Annotated in this window: 18 protein-coding genes and 1 tRNA gene; 12 read left to right on the top strand and 7 right to left on the bottom strand. The window is 72.1% G+C overall.

Annotated features, from left to right (window positions below):
- Positions 1–14 precede the first annotated feature (14 nt).
- Genes PLL68_RS02035 through PLL68_RS01990 form a run of 10 tightly spaced genes read left to right on the top strand, consistent with a single transcriptional unit; the run spans position 15 to position 9,541 of the window.
- Positions 15–536 (top strand): NADH-quinone oxidoreductase subunit C, encoded by a 522-nt coding sequence (locus tag PLL68_RS02035; RefSeq protein WP_324531167.1) that lies wholly within the window; start codon positions 15–17, stop codon positions 534–536.
- Entirely contained in the window at positions 533–1,489 is a 957-nt protein-coding gene (locus PLL68_RS02030) for a complex I subunit 1/NuoH family protein (protein ID WP_324531166.1), read from the top strand. Before PLL68_RS02035 ends, PLL68_RS02030 begins: the two co-directional genes overlap by 4 nt.
- The gene (locus PLL68_RS02025) at positions 1,486–2,154 is read left to right on the top strand and encodes a NuoI/complex I 23 kDa subunit family protein (protein WP_324531164.1); all 669 of its coding nucleotides are present in this window, start codon (positions 1,486–1,488) and stop codon (positions 2,152–2,154) included. The genes PLL68_RS02030 and PLL68_RS02025 overlap by 4 nt, the downstream gene beginning before the upstream one ends.
- Positions 2,151–2,660, top strand: coding sequence for an NADH-quinone oxidoreductase subunit J family protein (locus tag PLL68_RS02020; RefSeq protein WP_324531162.1), 510 nt, complete (start codon positions 2,151–2,153; stop codon positions 2,658–2,660). The genes PLL68_RS02025 and PLL68_RS02020 overlap by 4 nt, the downstream gene beginning before the upstream one ends.
- Positions 2,657–2,965 carry an NADH-quinone oxidoreductase subunit NuoK gene (nuoK, locus tag PLL68_RS02015; protein WP_324531159.1) on the top strand — a complete coding sequence of 103 codons (309 nt, stop codon included), beginning with the start codon at positions 2,657–2,659 and terminating at the stop codon, positions 2,963–2,965. Before PLL68_RS02020 ends, nuoK begins: the two co-directional genes overlap by 4 nt.
- The gene (locus tag PLL68_RS02010; protein WP_324531157.1) at positions 2,962–4,803 is read left to right on the top strand and encodes an NADH-quinone oxidoreductase subunit 5 family protein; all 1,842 of its coding nucleotides are present in this window, start codon (positions 2,962–2,964) and stop codon (positions 4,801–4,803) included. The genes nuoK and PLL68_RS02010 overlap by 4 nt, the downstream gene beginning before the upstream one ends.
- Positions 4,800–6,281 carry a complex I subunit 4 family protein gene (locus PLL68_RS02005; protein WP_324531155.1) on the top strand — a complete coding sequence of 494 codons (1,482 nt, stop codon included), beginning with the start codon at positions 4,800–4,802 and terminating at the stop codon, positions 6,279–6,281. The genes PLL68_RS02010 and PLL68_RS02005 overlap by 4 nt, the downstream gene beginning before the upstream one ends.
- Positions 6,278–7,786 carry a proton-conducting transporter transmembrane domain-containing protein gene (locus tag PLL68_RS02000; RefSeq protein WP_324531154.1) on the top strand — a complete coding sequence of 503 codons (1,509 nt, stop codon included), beginning with the start codon at positions 6,278–6,280 and terminating at the stop codon, positions 7,784–7,786. Before PLL68_RS02005 ends, PLL68_RS02000 begins: the two co-directional genes overlap by 4 nt.
- A 37-nt stretch (positions 7,787–7,823) precedes the next feature.
- Positions 7,824–8,714, top strand: a complete 891-nt coding sequence (htpX, locus tag PLL68_RS01995; protein ID WP_324531152.1) for a zinc metalloprotease HtpX — start codon at positions 7,824–7,826, stop codon at positions 8,712–8,714.
- Positions 8,715–8,761: 47 nt separating this feature from the next.
- Positions 8,762–9,541: a hypothetical protein gene (locus PLL68_RS01990; RefSeq protein WP_324531150.1), complete on the top strand. Its 780-nt coding sequence runs from the start codon at positions 8,762–8,764 to the stop codon at positions 9,539–9,541.
- Positions 9,542–9,695: 154 nt separating this feature from the next.
- Here PLL68_RS01990 and PLL68_RS01985 read toward each other — a convergent pair whose 3' ends face one another.
- The 6 genes from PLL68_RS01985 to PLL68_RS01960 form a co-directional block, all read right to left on the bottom strand.
- Positions 9,696–10,574, bottom strand: coding sequence for an ROK family protein (locus PLL68_RS01985; protein WP_324531148.1), 879 nt, complete (start codon positions 10,572–10,574; stop codon positions 9,696–9,698).
- Positions 10,571–12,049 (bottom strand): glycoside hydrolase family 3 protein, encoded by a 1,479-nt coding sequence (locus PLL68_RS01980; RefSeq protein ID WP_324531146.1) that lies wholly within the window; start codon positions 12,047–12,049, stop codon positions 10,571–10,573. The genes PLL68_RS01985 and PLL68_RS01980 overlap by 4 nt, the downstream gene beginning before the upstream one ends.
- A complete protein-coding gene (locus PLL68_RS01975) occupies positions 12,046–12,888 on the bottom strand; it encodes a carbohydrate ABC transporter permease (protein WP_324531144.1) in 843 nt (280 codons plus the stop codon). The genes PLL68_RS01980 and PLL68_RS01975 overlap by 4 nt, the downstream gene beginning before the upstream one ends.
- On the bottom strand, positions 12,885–13,835 hold the full coding sequence (locus PLL68_RS01970) for a carbohydrate ABC transporter permease (RefSeq protein ID WP_324531142.1): 951 nt from the start codon (positions 13,833–13,835) through the stop codon (positions 12,885–12,887). The genes PLL68_RS01975 and PLL68_RS01970 overlap by 4 nt, the downstream gene beginning before the upstream one ends.
- Before the next feature lie 126 nt (positions 13,836–13,961).
- Entirely contained in the window at positions 13,962–15,311 is a 1,350-nt protein-coding gene (locus PLL68_RS01965) for an extracellular solute-binding protein (protein WP_324531140.1), read from the bottom strand.
- A gap of 129 nt (positions 15,312–15,440) precedes the next feature.
- Positions 15,441–16,571 (bottom strand): ROK family transcriptional regulator, encoded by a 1,131-nt coding sequence (locus PLL68_RS01960; protein WP_324531138.1) that lies wholly within the window; start codon positions 16,569–16,571, stop codon positions 15,441–15,443.
- 143 nt (positions 16,572–16,714) lie between these two features.
- On the opposite strand from PLL68_RS01960, the gene pepN reads away from it, so the two are divergent.
- A complete protein-coding gene (gene pepN / locus PLL68_RS01955) occupies positions 16,715–19,195 on the top strand; it encodes an aminopeptidase N (RefSeq protein WP_324531136.1) in 2,481 nt (826 codons plus the stop codon).
- 281 nt (positions 19,196–19,476) lie between these two features.
- Here the strand turns inward: pepN and PLL68_RS01950 are convergent, their stop codons facing one another.
- Positions 19,477–19,971 (bottom strand): YajQ family cyclic di-GMP-binding protein, encoded by a 495-nt coding sequence (locus tag PLL68_RS01950; RefSeq protein WP_324531134.1) that lies wholly within the window; start codon positions 19,969–19,971, stop codon positions 19,477–19,479.
- A 63-nt stretch (positions 19,972–20,034) separates the two neighbouring features.
- On the opposite strand from PLL68_RS01950, the gene PLL68_RS01945 reads away from it, so the two are divergent.
- Positions 20,035–20,118: transfer RNA gene (locus PLL68_RS01945), tRNA-Tyr, on the top strand.
- Positions 20,119–20,599 lie beyond the last annotated feature (481 nt).

Raw genomic sequence — 20,599 nt, 5'->3', positions numbered from 1 at the left:
GCTAGGCTGCCGACGTGGCTGATCAGACGCGGGTGGTTCAGGCCGGGCAGTGGCGTGACGCCCTGGCCGCAGCCCGCGACGAGGGCTTCACCTTCTTCGACTGGCTGAGCGCCGTCGACCGTACGTACGACGAGGCCGCACCGGGCTTCGACGTCACCGCCCACCTGCTCGACGTGCGCACCCCCGGCGCGCTTCCCGGCATCCTCGTCGTGGCCCGGGTCGCCGACGGCGAGCCCATCGACTCGGCCACCGACCTCTTCGCCGGCGCTGCCTGGCACGAGCGCGAGACCCACGAGATGTTCGGCATCGAGTTCACCGGGTTCGACGACGGCAGTGGTGAGGGCCTGCGTCCGCTGCTGCTGCCCGACGGCTTCGAGGGCACGCCGTTGCGCAAGTCCTTCCAGCTCGCCGCCCGGGCCAGCAAGCCCTGGCCCGGCGGCAAGGAACCGGGCGAGGGGCACGACTCCGCCAAGTCGCCGAGCCGCCGCCGCGTCCAGGCGCCAGGGGTGCCGCCGCCCGAGTGGGGTCCGCGGTGAGCCTGCTCGAGGCGACCTTGCGCGCGGCATCCGTGCTCGCCGCGTTCCTCGTGCTGCCGCTGCTCGTCGGGCAGGCCGAGCACAAGGTCATGGCCCACATGCAGGGCCGGCTCGGGCCGATGTACGCCGGCGGCTTCCACGGGTGGGCCCAGCTCGTCGCCGACGGGGTGAAGTTCGTCCAGAAGGAGGACATCACCCCGCGCGCCGCCGACCGGTGGGTGTTCCGCCTGGCCCCGGCCGTCGCGCTCATCCCGTACCTGCTCGCGATGGCAACCATCCCGATCCATCCGGGGGTTGCTGCAGTCGACGTGCCAGGCTCCCTCGTGCTCGTGCTCGCCGCCACGTCGGTCGGCGCGCTCGGCACCCTCATGGCCGGGTGGGCGAGCGCCAACAAGTACGCCCTGCTCGGGGGTCTGCGCGCCGCCGCGCAGCTCGTCTCCTACGAGCTGCCGATCGTGCTCGCGCTCGCGTCGATCGCCATGGCCGGCGGGTCGCTCTCGCTCATGGCGCTCACGCAGGCCTGGTCGCCGTGGTGGCTGCTGTGGCAGCTGCCGGGCGGCTTGGTCTTCCTCGTCGCGGCGTGCGCCGAGCTGCAGCGCCCCCCCTTCGACATGCCGGTCGCCGACGCCGAGCTCGTCATGGGTGCCTGGACGGAGTACACCGGGCTGCGCTTCGCCTTCTTCCTGCTCGCCGAGTACGCCGGCATCGTCGTCATGTCCCTGCTGTTCGCCGTGTTGTGGCTCGGCGGCTGGCACGGGCCGTTCGAGGACACCCTCGGGTGGCTGTGGACCCTGCTGAAGGGATTCGGTGTGTCCGTGCTCGTCATCTGGGTGCGGGTCGCCTGGCCGCGACTGCGCGAGGACCAGCTCCAGCGCCTCGCGTGGCTCTGGCTCGTCCCGATCGCGCTCGCTCAGCTGCTGCTGACCGGCGCCGGGGTGGTGATGGGCTGGTGAGCCCGCTGCCCGGCATCCTCAAGGGTCTGATCACGACGGCCCGCACGGCGCTGCGTCCGACGCACACCGCCGAGTACCCCGACGTCGCCCCCGAGCTGCCCCCGCGCAGTCGCGGCGTCATCGCGCTGCTCGAGGAGAACTGCACCTCGTGCATGCTCTGCGCGCGCGAGTGCCCCGACTGGTGCATCTACATCGACTCGCACAAGGAGACCATCCCCGCGACGACCGAGGGCGGGCGCGACCGGCAGCGCAACGTCCTCGACCGGTTCGCCATCGACTTCTCGCTGTGCATGTACTGCGGCATCTGCATCGAGGTCTGCCCGTTCGACGCGCTGCACTGGAGCCCGCAGTTCGAGTACGCCGAGGTCGACCTGCTCGACCTGCTCCACGAGAAGGACCGCCTGGCCGGGTGGATGGCGAGCGTGCCACCCCCGCCGGCCTTGGACGAGAAGGCGGCCGAGCCGGCGGAGATCGCGGCGGCCAACCGGCCCGCTCGAGGTGCCGGCCCCGCGGGTGGGGCCGGTGGCGCCGGTGGCGCCGGGGGGAGCGGGCCCCGGATGCCGCGCACCGTGCGTCCGCGCGCGGCGGGTTCACCGCGCCCGGATGCCGGTGGGTCGAGCCCCGCTGCGCCGTCTCCGCCGGATGCCGGCGAGGCCTCCCCGTGACGGCCCTGGACACGGCGTTCGCCGCGACAGCCCTCCTCGCCGTCATCGGTGGCCTGTTCGCCGTCACCACCCGCCACGTCGTGCACGCGGCCCTCTGGCTGGTCGTGGCCCTGCTCGGCGTCGCCGGGTCGCTGCTCGTCCTCGGGGCAGAGCTCGTCGCCCTGGTGCTCGTGCTGGTCTACGTGGGCGCCGTCGTCGTGCTCGTGCTCTTCGCGCTGATGCTCACGCGGGCGCCGATCGGACCCGACCTCGCCCACCGCGTCGGCCCGGCGCGCACCGCCGGGGCCGCGCTGCTCGGCGGCGCCGTCGCGGTGCTGCTCGGCTCGGTGCTGCTGCCCCTGGCCACCGAGCCGGTCGAGCGGGCCGACGTCACGAGCACCCAGGTCGCCGGGCAGCTCTTCGGCACGTGGGTCTGGCCCTTCGAACTGCTCTCCGTGCTGCTGCTCATCGCGCTCGTCGCGGCCCTGGCCGTCTCGCGCATCCCGCGTGAGGGACGGCCGTCGTGATCCACCTCGCCGGGCCCTACCTGCTCGCCAGCGCCCTCGTCGGGCTCGGCGTCTTCGGCATCGCCGTGCGCCGCAACGCCGTGCTCGTGCTCGTCGGGGTCGAGCTGGTGCTCAGCGGCTCGCTCGTCCTGCTCGTCACGACCCAGGCAGCCGCGGCCGACCGGTGGGCGGCGGGCAGCATCCTGCCGCTGTTCGTCATCACCATCGCGGCGGCGGAGGTCGTCGTCGCCCTCGCGGTCATCCTCGCGGCGTTCCGGCAGCGTGAGCGCATCGACCTCGACGAGCCGAGCGGGGAGGCCCCGTGAACCCGTGGCCGGTGGTGGCGCTGCCCGCCCTCGCGTCGCTGATCGGGCTGTTCGCCGGTCAGGACCTTCGCGACCAGCGGCTGGCCAAGGGGCTCGCCGTGGGTGCGAGCGCGGCATCCCTCGTGCTCGTCGTCCTGGCCTGGGTCTCGGGTGCCGAGCCCCTCGAGGCAGCCGGCCCGGGGGTCGCCGCCGGTGAGCTGAGCGTGCCGCTGAGTCTGCTGAGCGACTCGACCCGCCTGGCCGTCGGGGCCGTCGTCGCGCTCGTCGCACTGTGCGTGCAGGCCTACTCGGCGGTCTACCTGCGCACCGACGACCGCTACGCCCGGTTCGCCGCCACCGTGTCGCTGTTCACCGCGGCCATGCTCCTCGTCGTGTTCTCCGGCGACCTCGTGCTGACGGTGCTCGGGTGGGAGGTCATGGGCTGGTGCTCCTACCTGCTCATCGGGCACTGGTCGCGTCGACACAGCGCGCGCCGGGCTGCTCACAAGGCGTTCCTGGTCACCCGCGTCGCCGACATCGGGTTCGTCCTCGGCATGGTCGGCCTCGCCGCCGGAGCCGGCACGACCAGCCTTACCGGCGTCGTCGACGCCTGGTCCGGCGAGGGTGCCGATGGCGCCGCGCGCGCCGTCGCCATGACGCTCATCGTCATCGGCGTGCTCGGCAAGTCGGCGCAGGTGCCCTTCCAGGACTGGCTCGCCGATGCCATGGAGGGCCCGACCCCGGCCAGTGCACTCATCCACGCGGCGACGATGGTGGCCGCCGGCACCGTGGTGCTCGCCGGGCTCTTCCCGGTCCTCGTCCTCAGCCACCCGGCCCGCTGGGTGCTCGGCATCTCGGTCGCCGTGACGATGGTGCTCGCTGCGGTCCTCGCCTTCGCCCAGAGTGACCTCAAACGCCTGCTCGCGTGGTCGACGGTCAGCCAGGTGGGAGTCATGCTCTCGGCCCTGGCCGTCGCGCCGTTGGCCGAGGGGCCGGATGCCGGGCTGTTCCACCTGTGGGCGCACGCCATCTTCAAGGCGCTGCTGTTCCTCGCGATCGGGTGGGCGTCGGTCATCGCCGGCGGCACGGCGGCCCCCACCCTGCGCGGCAGCGCCACCGCGATCCCGATCCTGCGGGTCTCGTTCCTCTTCGGGCTGTTGTCGCTCGCCGGAGTGCCCGTCGTCGTCGGGGGCCTGTCCAAGGAGCACGTCATCGCCGCGGCGTGGCACGGTGCCGTCGAACCCGGGCCGGGTCTGGTCGTCCTCGTCGCCCTGCTGCTCACGGTGGCCGTCACCGCCGCCTACTGCACCCGTGCCTACCTCCTTCTCACCGCACACGTCCGCAGCGGCGACGAGGGGGGCCGGGCGGTGGAGCAGGCTGGAGTGGCTGCGGTGCCACCCGTGGTCCAGGTGGTGCTCGGTGGCCTCGTCGTGCTCAGCGCGATCGGCGGCCTCGTCCTGTTCACCGATGCCTTCGACGTCGGGTCGGCCTCGCTCGCCTGGATCGCGATCACCCTGCTCATCATCGCCGTCGGTGTCGCCGCGGCCCTGCGTGGCGGCCTCGACAAGGACCCGGCGCAGGTGCTCGCGGCCCGCCTGGTTCCCCACGCGGATGCCGGGCTGGGCGCCGACGCGCTCTACCGCGCCGTCGCCGTCACGCCGGTCCTCGCGCTCGCCCGCGTCGTCGCGTTCCTCGACACCGAGGTGGTCGACCTCTACGTGCGCGGCACGGCCGTCGTCACCCGGGCCGCGGGGTGGGCCGGGGCCCGGGCTCACCACGGGGAGCGGCCGAGTTCGGCCATCGGGCTCGTCCTCGGGGCCGTCGTCGTGCTCGCGCTGGTGGGGGTGCTCGCCTCATGATCAGTCTGCTCCTCGCCCTGCCCGCCGCCGTCGGGTTGTGGCTCGTGACCGCGGGCCGCGACGTGTCGGTGGCCGTGGCCCGGCTCGTCACGGCAGTGGCCGCAGTGCTCACGCTGGGGGTGGCGGTCGTCGTCAGCGCTGCCGGGTCAAGCGTCGACCGCTCGTGGCTGCCAGACCTCGGGGTGCGCTGGTCGTTCGGGGTCGACGGCATCGCCGTCCCGCTCGTTCTCCTCACCGCCGCCATCGGGGTGCTCGTGGCGGCCCACGCCTGGGTCGACCTGCCGGCCGGGGGCAGCCCGGCGGCGTTCCTCGGGTGCCTCCTGCTCGTCGAGGCCGGGGCGCTCGCGACGTTCACCGCCCGTGATGCCGTGCTGTTCTTCGTCGCCTTCGAACTCGTCCTCGTGCCGATGTGGGTGCTCATCAGCCGGTACGGCGACCCGCACGACGCCGGTGCCCGCACCGAGGCGGGCTACCGGTTCGTGCTCTACACGGCCGTCGGCTCCACCCTGATGCTCGTCGGCATCCTCACGCTCGTGACCTCGGCCGGCACCTCCGACCTGTGGGCCCTCGCCGACGGTGCGGGCCGGGCACTCACGCCGGATCGCCAGCTCCTCGTCGCCGCCCTCCTCGTCGCCGGTCTCGCCGTCAAGGTGCCCGTCTTCCCCCTGCACACCTGGCTGCCGTCGGCGCACACCACCGCCCCCACCGCCGGGTCGGTGCTGCTGGCCGCCGTGCTGCTGAAGATGGGCACCTACGGCCTGGTCCGCCTCCCGGTGGCCACCGTGCCCGACGGGTTCGCCCGGCTCGCGCCGGTGCTCGCGGTCCTCGGTGTCGTCGGGATCATCTGGGGTGGCCTGATCTGCCTCGTCGAGCGCGACCTCAAACGCCTCATCGCCTACTCCTCGGTCGCGCACATGGGCTTCGTCGTGCTGGCCCTCGCGGCCGGGTCCGAGACCGGCCTGCAGGCGGCCCTGTTCGCGAACATCGCCCACGGCGTCATCTCGGCCCTGCTGTTCTTCCTCGTCGGCGGTCTGAAGGCGCGGTGGGGCAGCGTCGACCTCACGCTGCCGCGACCGGCCCTTCGGGAGTCCTCGCCGCGGCTGGGGTTCCTGCTCGTGCTCGGCCTCGCCGCGAGCCTGGGCCTGCCCGGTCTCGCCGGGTTCTGGGGTGAGTTCTTCGCCGTGTATGCCGCGTGGTCGCCGGCGGACGGTCGCCCCCGCGCCCTGTTCATCGCCTGCGCGGCCGTCGCGGCCGTGGGTGCCGCGCTCGCTGCCGCCTATGCGCTTCGGGTGGCCCGCAACGTCTGGGTCGGTGACGCCCTCCAGGAGGGGGAGCGGGTGACCCCCGACGCCGACGGAACCGAACTCGGCATCCTCGGGGTGCTCGCGGCATCCGTCATCCTCCTCGGCGTCTTCCCGGGGATCGTGCTCGACCGCACGGCCGATGCCGTCAGCCAGCTGATCGGGACGTGGCCATGACCGCCGCCATCAGCACCGCCTCACTCGTCAGCATCGATGCCGTTGCGCTCGCCCCGGCGCTGCTGCCCGCCATCGGGGTCGTGCTCGTGCTGCTCGGCGACGCGCTGCTCCCGGGGCGCCGCGACTGGCAGGTGGGCCTGGGCCTGACCGTGCTCGTCGTCGGTGCCGTCGGTGCCCTGATCTCGGCGGTGCAGGCCGCGGACGGTGCGGTCCGCACGCTGTGCCTGCCGGCGCCCGAGGGAGCCTGCCTGTGGACCGCGAACCCGATGACCGGCATGCTGCAGGCCGGCATCCTGGCAGCGACGGCCGCGGCGCTCGCCCTGCTGCACGACCGGGACGGCGGCCCGCGCGACACGACGGTGACGACGGCCCTGCTGCTCGCCGCCGCGACGGGCGGCGCCGGCGTCGCGGCGTCGCGCGACCTCGGCACCTGGCTGGTCACGCTCGAGCTCGCCACCATCCCCCTGGTCGCGCTCGTGGCGCTTCGCGGCACCCGCTCCGCCGCCCACGGCGCGCTCACGCTGCTCGTGACGTCGGTGACGTCGTTCGCCCTGCTCGTCCTCGGGGTGGCGCTGTGGATGACCGCCACGGGGGATGCCGCGTTCGGCACCGACACCGTGGCGCTCGCCTGGGCGGACCCGCACCGACGTGCCGTGCTCGTGCTCGCGGCGGTGGTGCTGCTCGCCGGGCTCGGGTTCAAGCTCTCGCTCGTACCGTTCCACGCCTGGACCCCGCAGGCATACTCCACCGCCGACCTCGGCACCGCCACCGCGCTCGCCGCTGCCTCGAAGGTCTCCGCTGCGGCAGCCCTCCTCGTCGTCGTGCAGGCCTTCGTCGGGGTGCCCGGGGACCTGCGGCAGGTGAGCATCGTGATCGGCGCGCTCGCCGCGGCATCCATGCTGCTCGGCAACGTCATGGCCCTGCGCCAGGACGACGTGACCCGCCTGCTCGCGTGGTCCACCGTCGCGCAGGCGGGGTGGGTCGTGCTGCCAGTCGCGGCGCTGACAGATGCCGGGCTGCACGCCGCCGCCGTGTACGTGCTGACGTATGCCGTGGCCACCGTCGTGGCATTCGCCGCCGTCGCGGCCGTGGGGGCGGGGCCGCTGTCACGGATGCGTGGGCTGCTGCGGCGTGACCGGCTCACCGGGGGTGCGCTCGCGTTCGCGCTGCTCGTGCTCGCCGGGCTGCCCCCGGGCGTCATCGGCCTCGTGGCCAAGGTCGTCGCGCTGCGCCCGGCCGTGGAGCAGGGGCTGTGGCCGCTGGCGTTGGTGGCGGTCGTCGCCGTGGTGCTCGGCATCGCCGTCTACCTGCGCTGGTTCGCGGTGCTGATCGGCGACGCGGGCGCACGCGGGGATGCCGGTGAGGAGAGCGAGCCGGGCGCCGCGACGCACGAGGTGAGCACCCCGGCATCCGGTGGTGGGGCGAGGGTGGTCCTCGTGGCAGGAACAGTGCTGCTCGTCCTGCTCAGCGCCCTCCCGGGACTGCTGCTCGCTCTGGTGTCATGACGGAACGAACCGGCCTGCTCGCTGCGTTGGAGGAAACATGCACAGGCACCACAACGGACTGAAGACCGCCGCGCTGTTCGGCGGCATGTGGGCGATCCTGCTCGGCATCGGCTGGGTGGTCGCGCAGATGACCGGCAGCAGCGTCTTCCTCCTCGTCTTCGCGTTCATCGGCGTGGCGACGACGTTCTACGGGTACTGGAACTCCGACAAGCTCGCCATCAAGGCGATGCACGCCCAACCGGTCAGCGAGGCCGAGGCCCCGCAGATGTACCGGATCGTGCGCGAGCTGTCGACCAAGGCCGGCAAGCCGATGCCCCGCCTCTACATCTCGCCGACGCAGGCGCCCAACGCCTTCGCCACCGGCCGCAACCCCGAGAACGCGGCGGTGTGCTGCACCCAGGGCATCCTCGGGCTGCTCGACGAGCGTGAGCTGCGCGGGGTGCTCGGGCACGAGCTCATGCACGTGTACAACCGCGACATCCTCACGAGCTCGGTGGCCGCGGCGATCGCCGGTGTCATCTCCACGGTCGCCCAGTTCCTGTCGTGGGGGATGATCTTCGGTGGTGGCGGCTCGGACAACGAGAACCGCAACCCCATCGCGGGTCTCGCGCTCGCCATCCTCGCTCCGTTCGCGGCCATGGTCGTCCAGCTGGCGATCTCGCGCACCCGTGAGTACGACGCCGACCAGGACGGCGCCGAGCTCACCGGCGACCCGCTGGCGCTCGCGTCGGCGCTGCGCAAGCTCGAGCTCGGCGTGGCCCGCGCGCCGCTGGCCCCGACCCAGGACCTGGTCAACGCCAGCCACATGATGATCGCGAACCCGTTCCGGGCGCAGGACATCTCGCGCCTCACCGCGACCCACCCGCCGATGGCCGAGCGCATCGCCCGGCTCGAGCAGATGGCGTACGGCCACCGCATCAACCCCTGATCGGCCGTCTTCTCGTGCCTCGACTGCGTCACCTGGAGGTTCATGACATGACGTCGTCAGGTGGGGGCCCGACTGATCTTGACTCGCCGGTTCGCGTCGTCGTGGATGCCGTTGCCGCTCACTTCCGGGTCGCGTTGCGAGACCTCGGCCTGACGGCCCCGGCATCGACGGTGGGTGTAGCCCTCCACCCTGCGGCTCGTCACGGTGACGACACGGTGCGCGTGCTCGTCTGGTGCGATCCGCCAGACGGTGCGGAGATCATCACGGCCGATCTGCCGCACGGGTGGGCCGCCCGGTCGGCGACGGAGGTGGCGCACCTCGTGGCGGCTGTGATCGCGACTGGGCTGACCCGGCTGGCGAGCGCGAGGGGTTGGGATCTGGGGGAGGCGCTGGACATCGGCCGTGCCGCCGTGGAGCAGGAGTTCGGCACCGGCACCGAGCCCTGGCAGGTGGTGGCAGAGGGGCGAGGCGCCAGCGCGCCGGAACAGCCGCACGAGATCCTCATCGTCGGCGGCGGTCCGGGGAACGGTGTCCCCAAGGCCTATCTGGATGAGCTGAGCCGCCTCTTGCACATCGTCGCCGGCGACACCTGGCGAGCGTGGTGGCCCCATTCGCCGGTCAAGGTGGCCGAGGTCTACTACTGGTTCGACGCGGCCTGCCCGGGGGTGCGGGTTCGACAGGGGGTCAAGGTGCGGGCTGACATCGATCGCCCGGTGTCGTCGATGAAGGGCACCAACGTCACGCTGCTTGCTCGCAGGGACGTGGAGGCGCTGGTCGCGAGGCTCGTCTCACGGCTGGGCCTGCCACCACCCCCTGACCTCATGTGAGGGTGAATCTCTCTCGGGGTGACGCAGAACTTCGGGGGTGACGCAGAACTTCGGATCGCGTCCGGTAATTGCTGCGTTCGATCCGAAGTGCTGCGTTCCTGGCGATGGGGTTCAGCGGCGAGGGTTCTGCGCGGCGGAGGTTCAGCGCCGGGTGTCAGCCGCCGGGGAGCAGGGCCGCCCCGATCGCCGCGACCGGCACGTCGTCGAGCACCTGGATCCGGGGCAGCAGGTCCAGGCGCTGGAGGAACGGTGAGGTCTGCGACCGCGCGGTGACGTCGGCCGCGATGGCAGCCTCCAGCCGGGCCCGGTCGCGGGTCAGTCCACCGCCGATGACGACGAGCTCGGCACCGGTGACGACGAGCACCTGGACGGCCAGGGCGATGCCGTGCGCCAGCGTGGCGACGACCTCCTGAGCCCGTTCGTCGCCCGCCGCCGCGGCAGGGAACAGCTCCCCGGGCGGTCGCGACCACATCCGCTGCAGGGCACTGCCTGAGGCGATCGTCTCGAGGCAGCCCTGCTGACCGCAGGAACACGGGATGCCGGTGCCGACGGGCAGGTGCCCGATCTCACCGGCCGCGCCCCCGACCCCCCGCACGACGCGGCCACCGCGGACGATCGCGGCGGCCAGCCCGGTGCCGGCGTTGAGGTAGGCGGTGGCCCCCTCGACGACGTCCGGGCGCACGGTGTGGTGCGCCCCGAGGGCAGCAGCCTTGACGTCGTTGTCGACGCTCGGTCGACGCCCGGTCGCCGCCTCGATGCCGCCCGCGAGGTCGAGGGCGACCACGTCGAGGTTCACCGCGTGCCGGGCCCAGCCTGATTCCGGGTCGACGAGCCCGGGCATGCAGGCCCCGACGTGGTCGATGGCGTCCCATCCTCCGACGAGGGTGACCACGTGGTTGGCGACGTCGACCGCCGTGGAGAGCGTCGAGTCGCCGCGGCCGGAGGGGGCCGCGACGTGGGCCAGCACGTCGCCGGCGTCGTCGAGCACGAGGGCGGCGGTCTTGGTGCCGCCGATGTCGATGCCGAGCCTCACGGGACGCTCACCTCGCCCCGCAGCACGGCGAGCAGCGCCCGAGCCACGGCCGGGGACCCGCCGAAGGTCTCGACGTCGGCGCCGCCGCGCGGCCAGCCGCACTCGACGAGCACGACGTCGTGTCCGGCGGCACGCAACCGCTGGGCCACCGCGTGGGCGGGGTGCTCCGGTGCCATCGCTCGCCCGACGACGGCCACCTTGGCCCCGTCCGCGACCTCCGGCTCGGCGACCGTGGCGCCGAGGCCGGCCGGCCCCCAGGAGACATCCCCCACGGCGAGGTTCGCCACCGACCCCACCTGGACGACGGCGGCGGGTGAGGGGTTCGCGATCCAGGAGCGGGCGGCATCCGAGAGGTGGAAGGCACGGGCGACGACGTCGTCCGCGAGCACCGGTGACGCGCCACGGACAGCCGCGTCACCGGCATCCGCCGCCGTGGTCGCGGGGGGAAGAGCACCAGCGTCGGATGCCGTGAGGTGGGCCGCCGTGGTGGCGGCGAGGTCGCGGACCCGACCGGCCGCCTGCGCAACCCGCTCGCGCGGCAGGCGCCCGCACTCGACGGCGGCGACGATCGCGGCGTGCACGGCGGAGTAGCGCTCCTCGCTCGTGGCCGACCCCAGGCACAGCAGGTCGACCCCGGCGAGCAGGGCGCGCACGGCGGCCTCCGGGATGCCGGTCTGCGCGCTGGCCCCGGCCATGTCGAGGGCATCGCTGACGATGACGCCGGTGAAGCCGAGGTCGTCGCGCAGCACCGAGAGCACGGTCGGGGAGAACGTCGCCGGGCGGTTCGGGTCGAGGGCGTCGACGATGATGTGCGACGTCATGATCGTCGCCACCCCGGCGTCGACGGCGGCGCGGAACGGCGCGAGCTCGCGCTCGTGCAGCACCGTGAGCGGCGCGTCGATGCGGGGCAGGTCGTGGTGGGAGTCGGTGGCGGTGTCGCCGTGGCCGGGGAAGTGCTTGGCGCAGGCCGCGACCCCGCGCGACTGCAACCCGTCGACCCAGGCGGCGCCGTGCCGGGACACGCGCGCCGGGTCAGCGCCGAAGCTGCGCACCCCGATGACCGGGTTGTCGGGTGAGGAGTTGACGTCGACGCTGGGCGCGAGGTCGAGCCCGATGCCGAGGTCGGTGAGCTCGGCACCGATGCCCGCGGCCACCGCCCGGGTCGTGGCCGGGTCGTCGAGGCGGCCCAGCACCGCGTTGCCGACGGCGGTCGAGCCGGCCGGGTAGTGCACCCGGGTGACGTCGCCGCCCTCCTCGTCGGTCGCGAGCAGGATGCCGGGCAGGCGGCGGGCCGCATCGGTGCACACCGGCGCCAGCCCGCCGTCGGGGGAGATGTTGTCGCCGTAGAGGCACACCGAGGCCAGGCCACCGGCGTGGGCCTCCACGACCCACTCGGGCACGCTCGTGCCGACGAAGCCGGGCTGGAGGGTGGCCGCGACGTCCGCGGCCAGGGTCGCAGGGCTCGCAGGGCTCACCCCTTCACCGCCCCGCCGACGAGCCCGCTGCTCATCCGGCCCTGCACGATGAGGAAGAAGATGATGACCGGCACGGCGACCAGTGTCGATGCCGCCATGACCTGGCCCCAGTCCGTCTCACGGCTCGCGCTGGCCTGCACGAAGCCGCGCAGCCACAGCGGCAGGGTCCGGGACTGCTCCTCGGTCATGATGACCAGCGCCACGGTGAACTCGTTCCAGGCCTGGAGGAAGGCGTAGACACCCGAGGCGACGAGTCCGGGGGCGAGCAGCGGGAAGGTGATCCGCAGGAACGCCTGCGTGCGCGAGAGCCCGTCGACCATCGCCGCCTCCTCGAGGTCGGCGGGGACCCCGGCGACGAAACCGCGCAGCATCCAGATCGTGAAGGGCACGACCGCCGCCGTGTAGAGCACGGCCAGGCCGATGGCCCGGTTGAGCATGCCGAGCTCGGACATCATCTTGTACTGGGCGATGAACAGCCCCTCGGCCGGCAGCATCTGGATGAGCAGCAGCGCGAGCACGAACGACGCACGCCCCCGGAACCGGAAGCGGCTGATCGCCAGCGCCCCGAGGAAGGCCACGAACAGGGCCGCTATGACGGTGGTCAGGGTGACGACGAGCGAGATGCCGAGGGCGCTGAGGAAGGCCGGGTCGGTGACGACCACGCGCAGGTTGTCGAACGAGCCCCCGAACGGCAGGAACGTGGGGTTGGTCGACTGGAGGACGACGTTGGGCAGGAACGCCGAGTTGAGCATCCAGTACACGGGGAACGCCCAGACGGCCGCGAGGGCCAGCGCCAGCACGCTGAGTCCGGTGCGGGCGAGTGGGGAGCGGGGGTTCACGACTCCTCCTTCATGAGGGAGCGCACGTAGTACCAGGACAGGGCGATCGTGAGCGCGAGGATGAGGATGCTGACGGCACTCGCGGTGCCGAAGTCACCCTTGCCGGTGCCGAGCTGGTAGACGTAGGTGCCGAGCAGGTTGGTCTCGTTGGCGACACCGCCGGCGTCCTGGAGCAGCTTGATCTGGGTGAAGACGCGCAGGTCCCAGATGAGCTGGAGCAGCATGACGATGGAGAGCACGGGGGCGATGAGCGGGACGATGATGAACCGCAACCGCTGGATGCCGTTGGCGCCGTCGAGCGCGGCCGCCTCGAGCACCTCGGTGCTCACCTGGGTCAGCCCGGCGTAGATGCTCAGGGCCACGAACGGCACGCTCATCCACACGACGATGACGCAGGCGACGACGAAGAACGACCACGGTTCGGCGAGCCAGTTGTGGCCCTGCGCGCCGTCCATGCCGAGGCGGACCAGCGCCCAGTTGAGCAGGCCGCGGCGCCAGTCGACGATCCAGATCCACACGGTCATCGCCGCGACGACGGGCATGGCCCACGCGACGAGCAGGGCGACCTGGAGGGTGATCCGGGCCCAGGGCTGGAGGGCGTTCATCAGCACTGCCATCGCGCCGCCGATGGCGACGGTCACGGCCGCGGTGACGACGCAGAAGAGCACGGAGCGTCCGACGACGGTCCACAGGTAGGGGTCGGTGACGAGCGCGACGTAGTTGTCCAGGCCGACGAACGGGGCCGGGGCGCCGAACTGCTGCATGAGCCCGTACTCGCGGAAGCTCGTGAGCACCTGCCACCCGATGGGGTAGCCCAGAGCGGCGGTGAGCAGCACGAGCGTGGGGATGATGAGCAGGAGGGGCAGTCGAGAGCTGCGCTTGCGGTTCGGATGCCGTTCCGGCGCCGTCCGCTGCGTCGTCGGGGCCGTCGTCGTCCCGGTGGTCATGGTGTGGTCCTCAGGGCTGGGGCTACCCACGGAGCGTGGGGTGTGGGCAGACCCCCGGCGGGGTCAGGGGGGTGGGGTCCCCGGCGGCCGGGCGCGGGGTGCGCAGCCGGCCGCCGGGGAGGTCGATCACTTGCCGTTGAGCATCGGGGTGATCTTGGCGTCGTACTCCGTGGCGAGGGCGGCCAGGTCGCTGGCGCCCTCGATCTTGCCGAAGAACTCCTCGAGGACCATCGAGGCCTCGACCGCGGCCCAGCCCGGGGCGGCCGGCGTGAGCTTGGAGTTGGACGCGGAGGCGATGAGGGCCTTCGCGAACTCGTCGTCGCCGAGGGAGGAGACGTAGTCGGAGTTGGCCGGGCCCAGGCCCGCGCCGCCGAGCTTGTTCTGGTAGTCCGCCGAGAAGATGATCTTCAGCAGCTCCTTGGACAGCTCGGGGTTCTGCGACTTCGCGGAGATGGCGATGTTCGAGCCACCGGCGAACACCGGTGCCGGCTGGCCGTCGGTTCCGGGCAGGACGAAGGTCCCGAACTTCTCGGGGTTCCACTCACGGACGTCCTTGCCGTCCTTCTTCACGAGGTCACCGATCGACCAGTGGGCCCAGCCCGGCGCCATGATCGTCGCGGCGGCCAGCGAGGTGCTGCCGGCTGCGGCACCGGTGTCGTCGGTGATCGTGTCGGTGTCGTTGATGTACAGCCACGGCGACTGGTCCTTGGCATCGGCCGGGGCGTTGCTCGCGGTCTTCTGGATCTGCTGGAGCTGGGCCAGGCCCTTCAGGCTGTTGGGGTCGGAGAGGGTGGAGACCCACTCGCCGTTCTCCTTCTTCGCGAGGTCTCCGCCGTTGGCGAAGATCCAGGAGATGCCGTTGCGCCAGTCCTGGCCGCCGATGAAGAAGCCGGAGAAGTCCTTGATGTCGCGCGGGTTGTCCTGCGCGATCTTCGTGACGGCCGCGTTGAACTCGTCGAGCGTCGTCGGCTGGGCGACGCCGGCTTCCTTCCACACGTCCTTGCGCATGAACATGTACCGCGAGCCGAAGTAGTAGGGCAGCGCGTACTTCTTGCCGTCGACCGACCCGGCGTCGACGAAGGACTGGAGCAGCTTGTCGCCACCGAGGGCGTCGTACTGGTCGGAGATGTCGAGGAAGGCGCCGACGTTGGTGAACGTGGGGCTCTGGGTGTTGCCCAGCTCGACGACGTCCGGGGTGTTCGCGGCATCCGGCAGGGCGGTCGTCAGCTTGGTGACGAGGTCACCCCACGACTGCTCCTCGATCTTCAGGGTCGCGCCGGTGTTGGCCTTGAACGTGTCCGTGAGGTAGGTCCGCAGCTCGTCCGGGGTGTCGCCACCGGCGAGCCACAGGGTCACCGTCTTGTCGGCGTTGTCGGCCGTGCTCGTGGCAGCAGGGGTCGCGCTCTCACCGCTGGAGCAGGCGGTGAGCACGAGGGCCGCGCTGGTGAGCACGACCAGGGGAAGACGCCGATTCATGTCGGGTGTCCTTTCGGGGTGTGGGGCCGGTGGCCCCGCGGTGCACCGGGGTGCGGGTGGGGGTGGGTTGTCGCTGGGGGGTTGGGGTTTGGGTGGGTTGGGGTTTGGGGTTTCGGTGGGTCAGGGGTGTCAGACGACGCCGAGCTGGTCCCAGAGGACGAGGGCGGCAGCACCGCGCAGCACGATGTCCTGCGGGGAGCCGGCGAGTCGGACGGTCAAGGGGGCCTCGGGGTCGGCGAGCAGGCGCTCCGCGAGGGTTCGGCGCAGCACCGGCAGCACCGGGTCGAGCAGGTCCTGTGGGCCGGCGAGCACGACCTCGGACAGGTCGAGGGCGGCGACCAGGGGGGCCAGGGCGACCCCGAGGCGTTCGCCGCCGGCGTCGATGACTGCACCGTCCGGGCCGCCCGGGGCGTCGACGGCGGCACGCAGGCGGGGGATGGACAGCCAGGTCTCGAGGCAGCCGCGCTTGCCGCAGGGGCAGTCCTCGCCGCCGTCGGTGCCGACCGTGACGTGGCCGATCTCCCCGGCGGCGTGGTGGGCGCCGGTGACCCGGCGGCCGCCGGTGACGATGCCGCAGCCGACACCGCGACCGACGTGGACGAGCACCATGTCCCGGCTGGCAGGTGAGGCGCTCAGCTCGGCCTGCGTCGCGGCATCCGAGTCGTTGGTGACGAGCACGGGCAGCCCGGTGGCGTCGGCGACGAGGTCGCGCAGGGGGACGTTGGTCCAGCCGAGGTTGGGGGCGGTGCGCACGGTGCCCTCGCGGTCGACGAGGCCGGGGGTGCCGATGCCGATGCCGAGCACCGGGTGGGGTGAGCGAGCCATCGTGTCGCGGACCAGGTCGAGGACGACCTCGGGGTCGACACCGCGACCCTGGGCGGGGTCGACGGCGGCGGCGCGCTCCTCGCGCACCACCACCGTGCCCGTGATGTCGAGGACGGCTGCCTGCAGGCGAGCCGGGACGGAGAGGTCGACGGCGAGGGTGAGCAGCCGGGCGCGGTCGAGGTCGACCAGCGTCGCGCGCTTGCCCGGGCCGGCCTGCTCGGCCGTTCCGACGTCCAGGACGCGCCCTTCGTCGACGAGGTCGGCGACCAGCGCCGACATCGTCACCTTGGTGACGCCCACCTCGCGTGCCAGCTGTGCGCGACTCGTCGGGCCGAGGCGCCGCAGGGTCTGGAGCACGAGCGAGAGGTTCTGTCGGCGACCGTCGGCGGGGAGCACCGCGGACGAGGTGCTGACGCGGCGGGGTGTCGGGGTCATAAGGGTTAGTAAACTGTACTAACTAACTATCCGCAACCCCCGTTCGGCGGTGAGTGCGGAAGTGGTCGCCAGGGCCACCACTTCCGCACTCACCGCCGGGGTGGAGGCGGGTGGATGCCGTCGTCGTCTGGTTGGGTGGGGGGATGCCGTCGCTCACCAGGTCAGAGGCGCTCACCCGCGCCGCCCGCATCGCCGTCGACTCCATGGAGGTCGATCTCGACCTCGACCGGGGGCCGCAGCACTTCGGTTCCCGCACGACCATCCGGTTCACCTGCCGCGAACCCGGCGCCGAGACCTTCGTCGACCTGCGCGCCCACGAGGTGCACGCGCTCTCCCTCAACGGAACCGACGTCGACCCGGCATCCGTCACCGACGGCCGGCTCGCGCTCACCGGCCTGGCGCAGACCAACGTCCTCGAGGTCGACGCGACGATGGCCTACAGCCATGACGGCCAGGGGCTGCACCGCAGCACCGACCCCGCCGACGGCGAGGACTACGTCTACGGCCACCTCTTCCTCGACGCGGCGCCGACGGTGTTCGCCTGCTTCGACCAGCCGGACCTCAAGGCGCCGTACACGCTCACGGTCACCGCACCGACCGCGTGGACCGTCCTCGGCAACGGTGCCGCCACCCTGCTCGCCCCCGGTCGCACCGCCTTGGCGACCACCCAACCGCTCGCGTCGTACTTCGTCACGGTCTGCGCCGGGCCGTGGGCGTCCGTGCGGGCCGAGCACGACGGCATCCCCCTCGGCATCCACGCCCGACGCTCGCTCGAACCGCACCTGCGCGACCAGGCCCAGCAGATGATCGACGTCACGGCAGCCTGCTTCGACGAGTACCACCGGCTCTTCGGCATCCGGTACCCGTTCGGGGAGTACCACCAGGTGTTCGTGCCGGAGTTCAACGCGGGCGCGATGGAGAACCCGGGGTGCGTGACCTTCCGCGACCAGATGATCTTCCGTGGCGCCGCCACCCCCGACCAGGTGTTCCAGCGCAGCAACACCATCGCCCACGAGATGGCCCACATGTGGTTCGGCGACCTCGTGACGATGCGCTGGTGGGACGACCTGTGGCTCAACGAGTCGTTCGCCGAGTACATGGCCTACCGGGTGACCTCCGCCGTCGGCGGGTTCGACGAGCCCTGGGTGGAGTTCGGCGTCATGCGCAAGCTGTGGGGGTATGCCGCCGAGCGGGCTCCCAGCACCCACCCCGTGGCGGGGTCGCCCGCTCCGGACGCACTGTCGGCCCTGGGCAACTTCGACGGCATCTCCTACGCCAAGGGGGCCTCGGTGCTGCGCCAGCTGATCGCGCACATCGGTGACGACGCGTTCGTCGCGGGAGTGGGGGAGTACCTGCGCTCGCACGCGTTCGGCAACGGCGAGCTCGCGGAGTTCATCGTCGCCATCGAGGGCGCGGCCGGGCGATCGCTCACCGCGTGGAGCGCTGCCTGGCTGCAGACCGCGGGTGCCGACCGCATCGGCCTCGAGGGTGACGTGCTCACCCGGGTCGCGCCCGAGGCGCACCCCGCCGACCGGGCGCACACGCTCGACGTCGCCGCGTTCGTGGGTGGCCGCGAGGTCGCGCGGGTCGAGCTCGTCGTCGACGGTGAGCGAACCCCTGTGCCGGGCCTGGCCGACGTGCCGGCCGGGGCGCTCATCGTGCCCAACGCCTCGGACCTCACGTGGGCCGAGGTCGCGCTCGACGCCGCCACGATCGACGGGCTGCCCGGCAACCTCGCCGACGTGCCGGACGCCTCCGCCCGCTCGGTGCTGTGGGTCTCGCTGCTCGGGTCGGTGGCCCGCGGCGAGGTCGACCCACGCACCGTGCTCTCGGTGTTCGTCGCGGCCTGGCCGCGGGAGGACTCGGCGGCCGTGCTCTCGCGGGTCTCGCTGCTCATGACGAACCAGGTCGTGCCGCTCTTCCTGCCCCCGGGAGAGCAGGAAGGAGCACGTGCCCGGGTCGCGGATGCCGCCGATGCCCTCCTCGAGCGGTCGGCGTCCGTTGCGGGGGCGTCGGGGGATGCGCTGGCCGTGCTGGCTGCACGAGTCTGGGCGCGAACCGGCGTCGACGAGGACCGGCTGCGACGCTGGGCGGCGGGCGACGGCATCCCCGAGGTGCTTGTCGGCGACGACGACTTCCGCTGGTCGGTGCTGCGCCGGCTCGCGACCTTCGGTGTGCTCGGCGACGACGAGATCGCGGCCGCCGAGGCAGCCGACCGGTCGCTGGCCGGATCGTTGGCAGCCCTCGGCGTGCGCGCCGTGCGGCCGACCGCGCAGGCCAAGGAGTGGGCGTGGGGGCGCCTTCGGGATGATGCCGACCTGTCGAACTACGCGGCGCTCGCCATCGCCGGAGGGTTCTGGACGGCGCCGGATGCCGCGCTGGTGCGTCCGTACGTCGCGCAGGTCGGTGACCTGCTCGTCGGGTTGTCGGGGCGGATGGGCGATGACGCCGTGTCCCGGGTGGTCAGCGCCATGCACCCGACCTCGCTGGTCGAGGACGGCACGCTCGAGGCGTCGGCGGCCATGCTGGCCCGGGCTGACCTGACGCCTGGTGTGCGGCGCGCGCTGGTCGACGCGAACCACGAGCTGCGCGAGGCACTGGCCAGTCGCCGACGCTTCGACTGAGCCCCGGCTGGCTGCCCGGGTGGCGCCCGGCTGGTCTGGCTGCCTCCGGCGGCTGGGGGGCGCGCGGCACTTCTCCGTCATCCCGGTGATGGCGGAGAAGTTCCCTCATGGCGCGGATATATGCCCGCCAAGCCTGGAGTTCCCCGTCGTCCCAGTGATGACGGGGAACTTCAGGTCGTCAGGAGCTCTGCTCGGACCCGGCCCAACGAGACCGGATGCCGTCCGCCCGAGGTGGGCGGACGGCATCCGGTCTCGCGTCGGCCCCCGATGGGGGCGCCGGCTCAGCGGCGGTTGGTGAAGTTCAGCGCGATGTCGAGGTCGGCGGCCTTGAGCAGGCGCTGCACCTCCTGGAGGTCATCGCGCGACTTGCTCGTGACGCGGACCTCGTCACCCTGGATCTGGGTCTTCACGCTCTTGGGCCCCTCGTCGCGGATGATCTTCGTGATCTTCTTCGCGTTCTCGGAGGTGATGCCCTCCTTCAGGGGCACGTCGAGCTTGTACTCCTTGCCCGACAGGCGCGGGCCGGCCTCGGGGATGTCGAGGTGCTTGAGCGAGACGCCACGCTTGATGAGCCAGGTCTCGACGACGTCGAGGACGGCCTTGCAGCGCTCCTCGCTGTTCGCCTCGATCTTGATGACCTCGCCGGCCAGCTCGACGGTGGCCCCCACGCCCTTGAAGTCGTAGCGGTTCGAGATCTCCTTGGCCGCGGTGTTCACGGCGTTGGCGACCTCCTGCTTGTCGAACTTGCTGACGATGTCGAACGAGCTGTCCGCCACGGGTCCTCCTGGAGTCGATTCGGTGTGCCGGGTTGCGGCTTGCTATCCTTCCATGCGCACCACGGCAGGTTGCCCGAGCGGCCAATGGGAGCGGACTGTAAATCCGTCGCGAAAGCTTCGAAGGTTCGAATCCTTCACCTGCCACCAGTGCGAAAGGCCCCTTGACCTGCGGAAACGTAGTGCCAGGGGGCCTTTCACTTACCTCGCGTGCCAGATACGTGCCAGATCGTTGGCCATGTCTCATCCGCCAAGTCGAACAACTGGGGTAGGAGTCCCGTGGAGTGGTGGGGTTTCGGGGTAGCGGTGTGGCTCTGACGTGAGTAGGGCCATCGGCGAGATTCTTGGTGTGTACGGCCAAGCACTCACCGAAGGAGATCTCACCGATGGCCTTGTCCCCTGTGCTGGGGGAATTTTCGAATCCTTCACCTGCCACCAGTGCCGAAATGGCCCGGCACACCGCCCCCGAACCGACGTTCTTGCACTCCAGCCACCGCGCTGTCCACAGGCCTCCGCAGTCGGCACGCGGCCAGTGGGCACACGACATAGATTGAGCGCCATGGACAGTGAGGCCGTCACGGCCGCCCCCGCACCATCCCTCGCGCGCCGGGTCTGGCTCGTCGTCGGGGTC

It is taken from the genome of Ornithinibacter sp., from assembly GCF_035443565.1.
Taxonomy (GTDB): Bacteria; Actinomycetota; Actinomycetes; order Actinomycetales; family Dermatophilaceae; genus Fodinibacter.
This window is presented reverse-complemented; position numbering and strand designations above follow the sequence as displayed.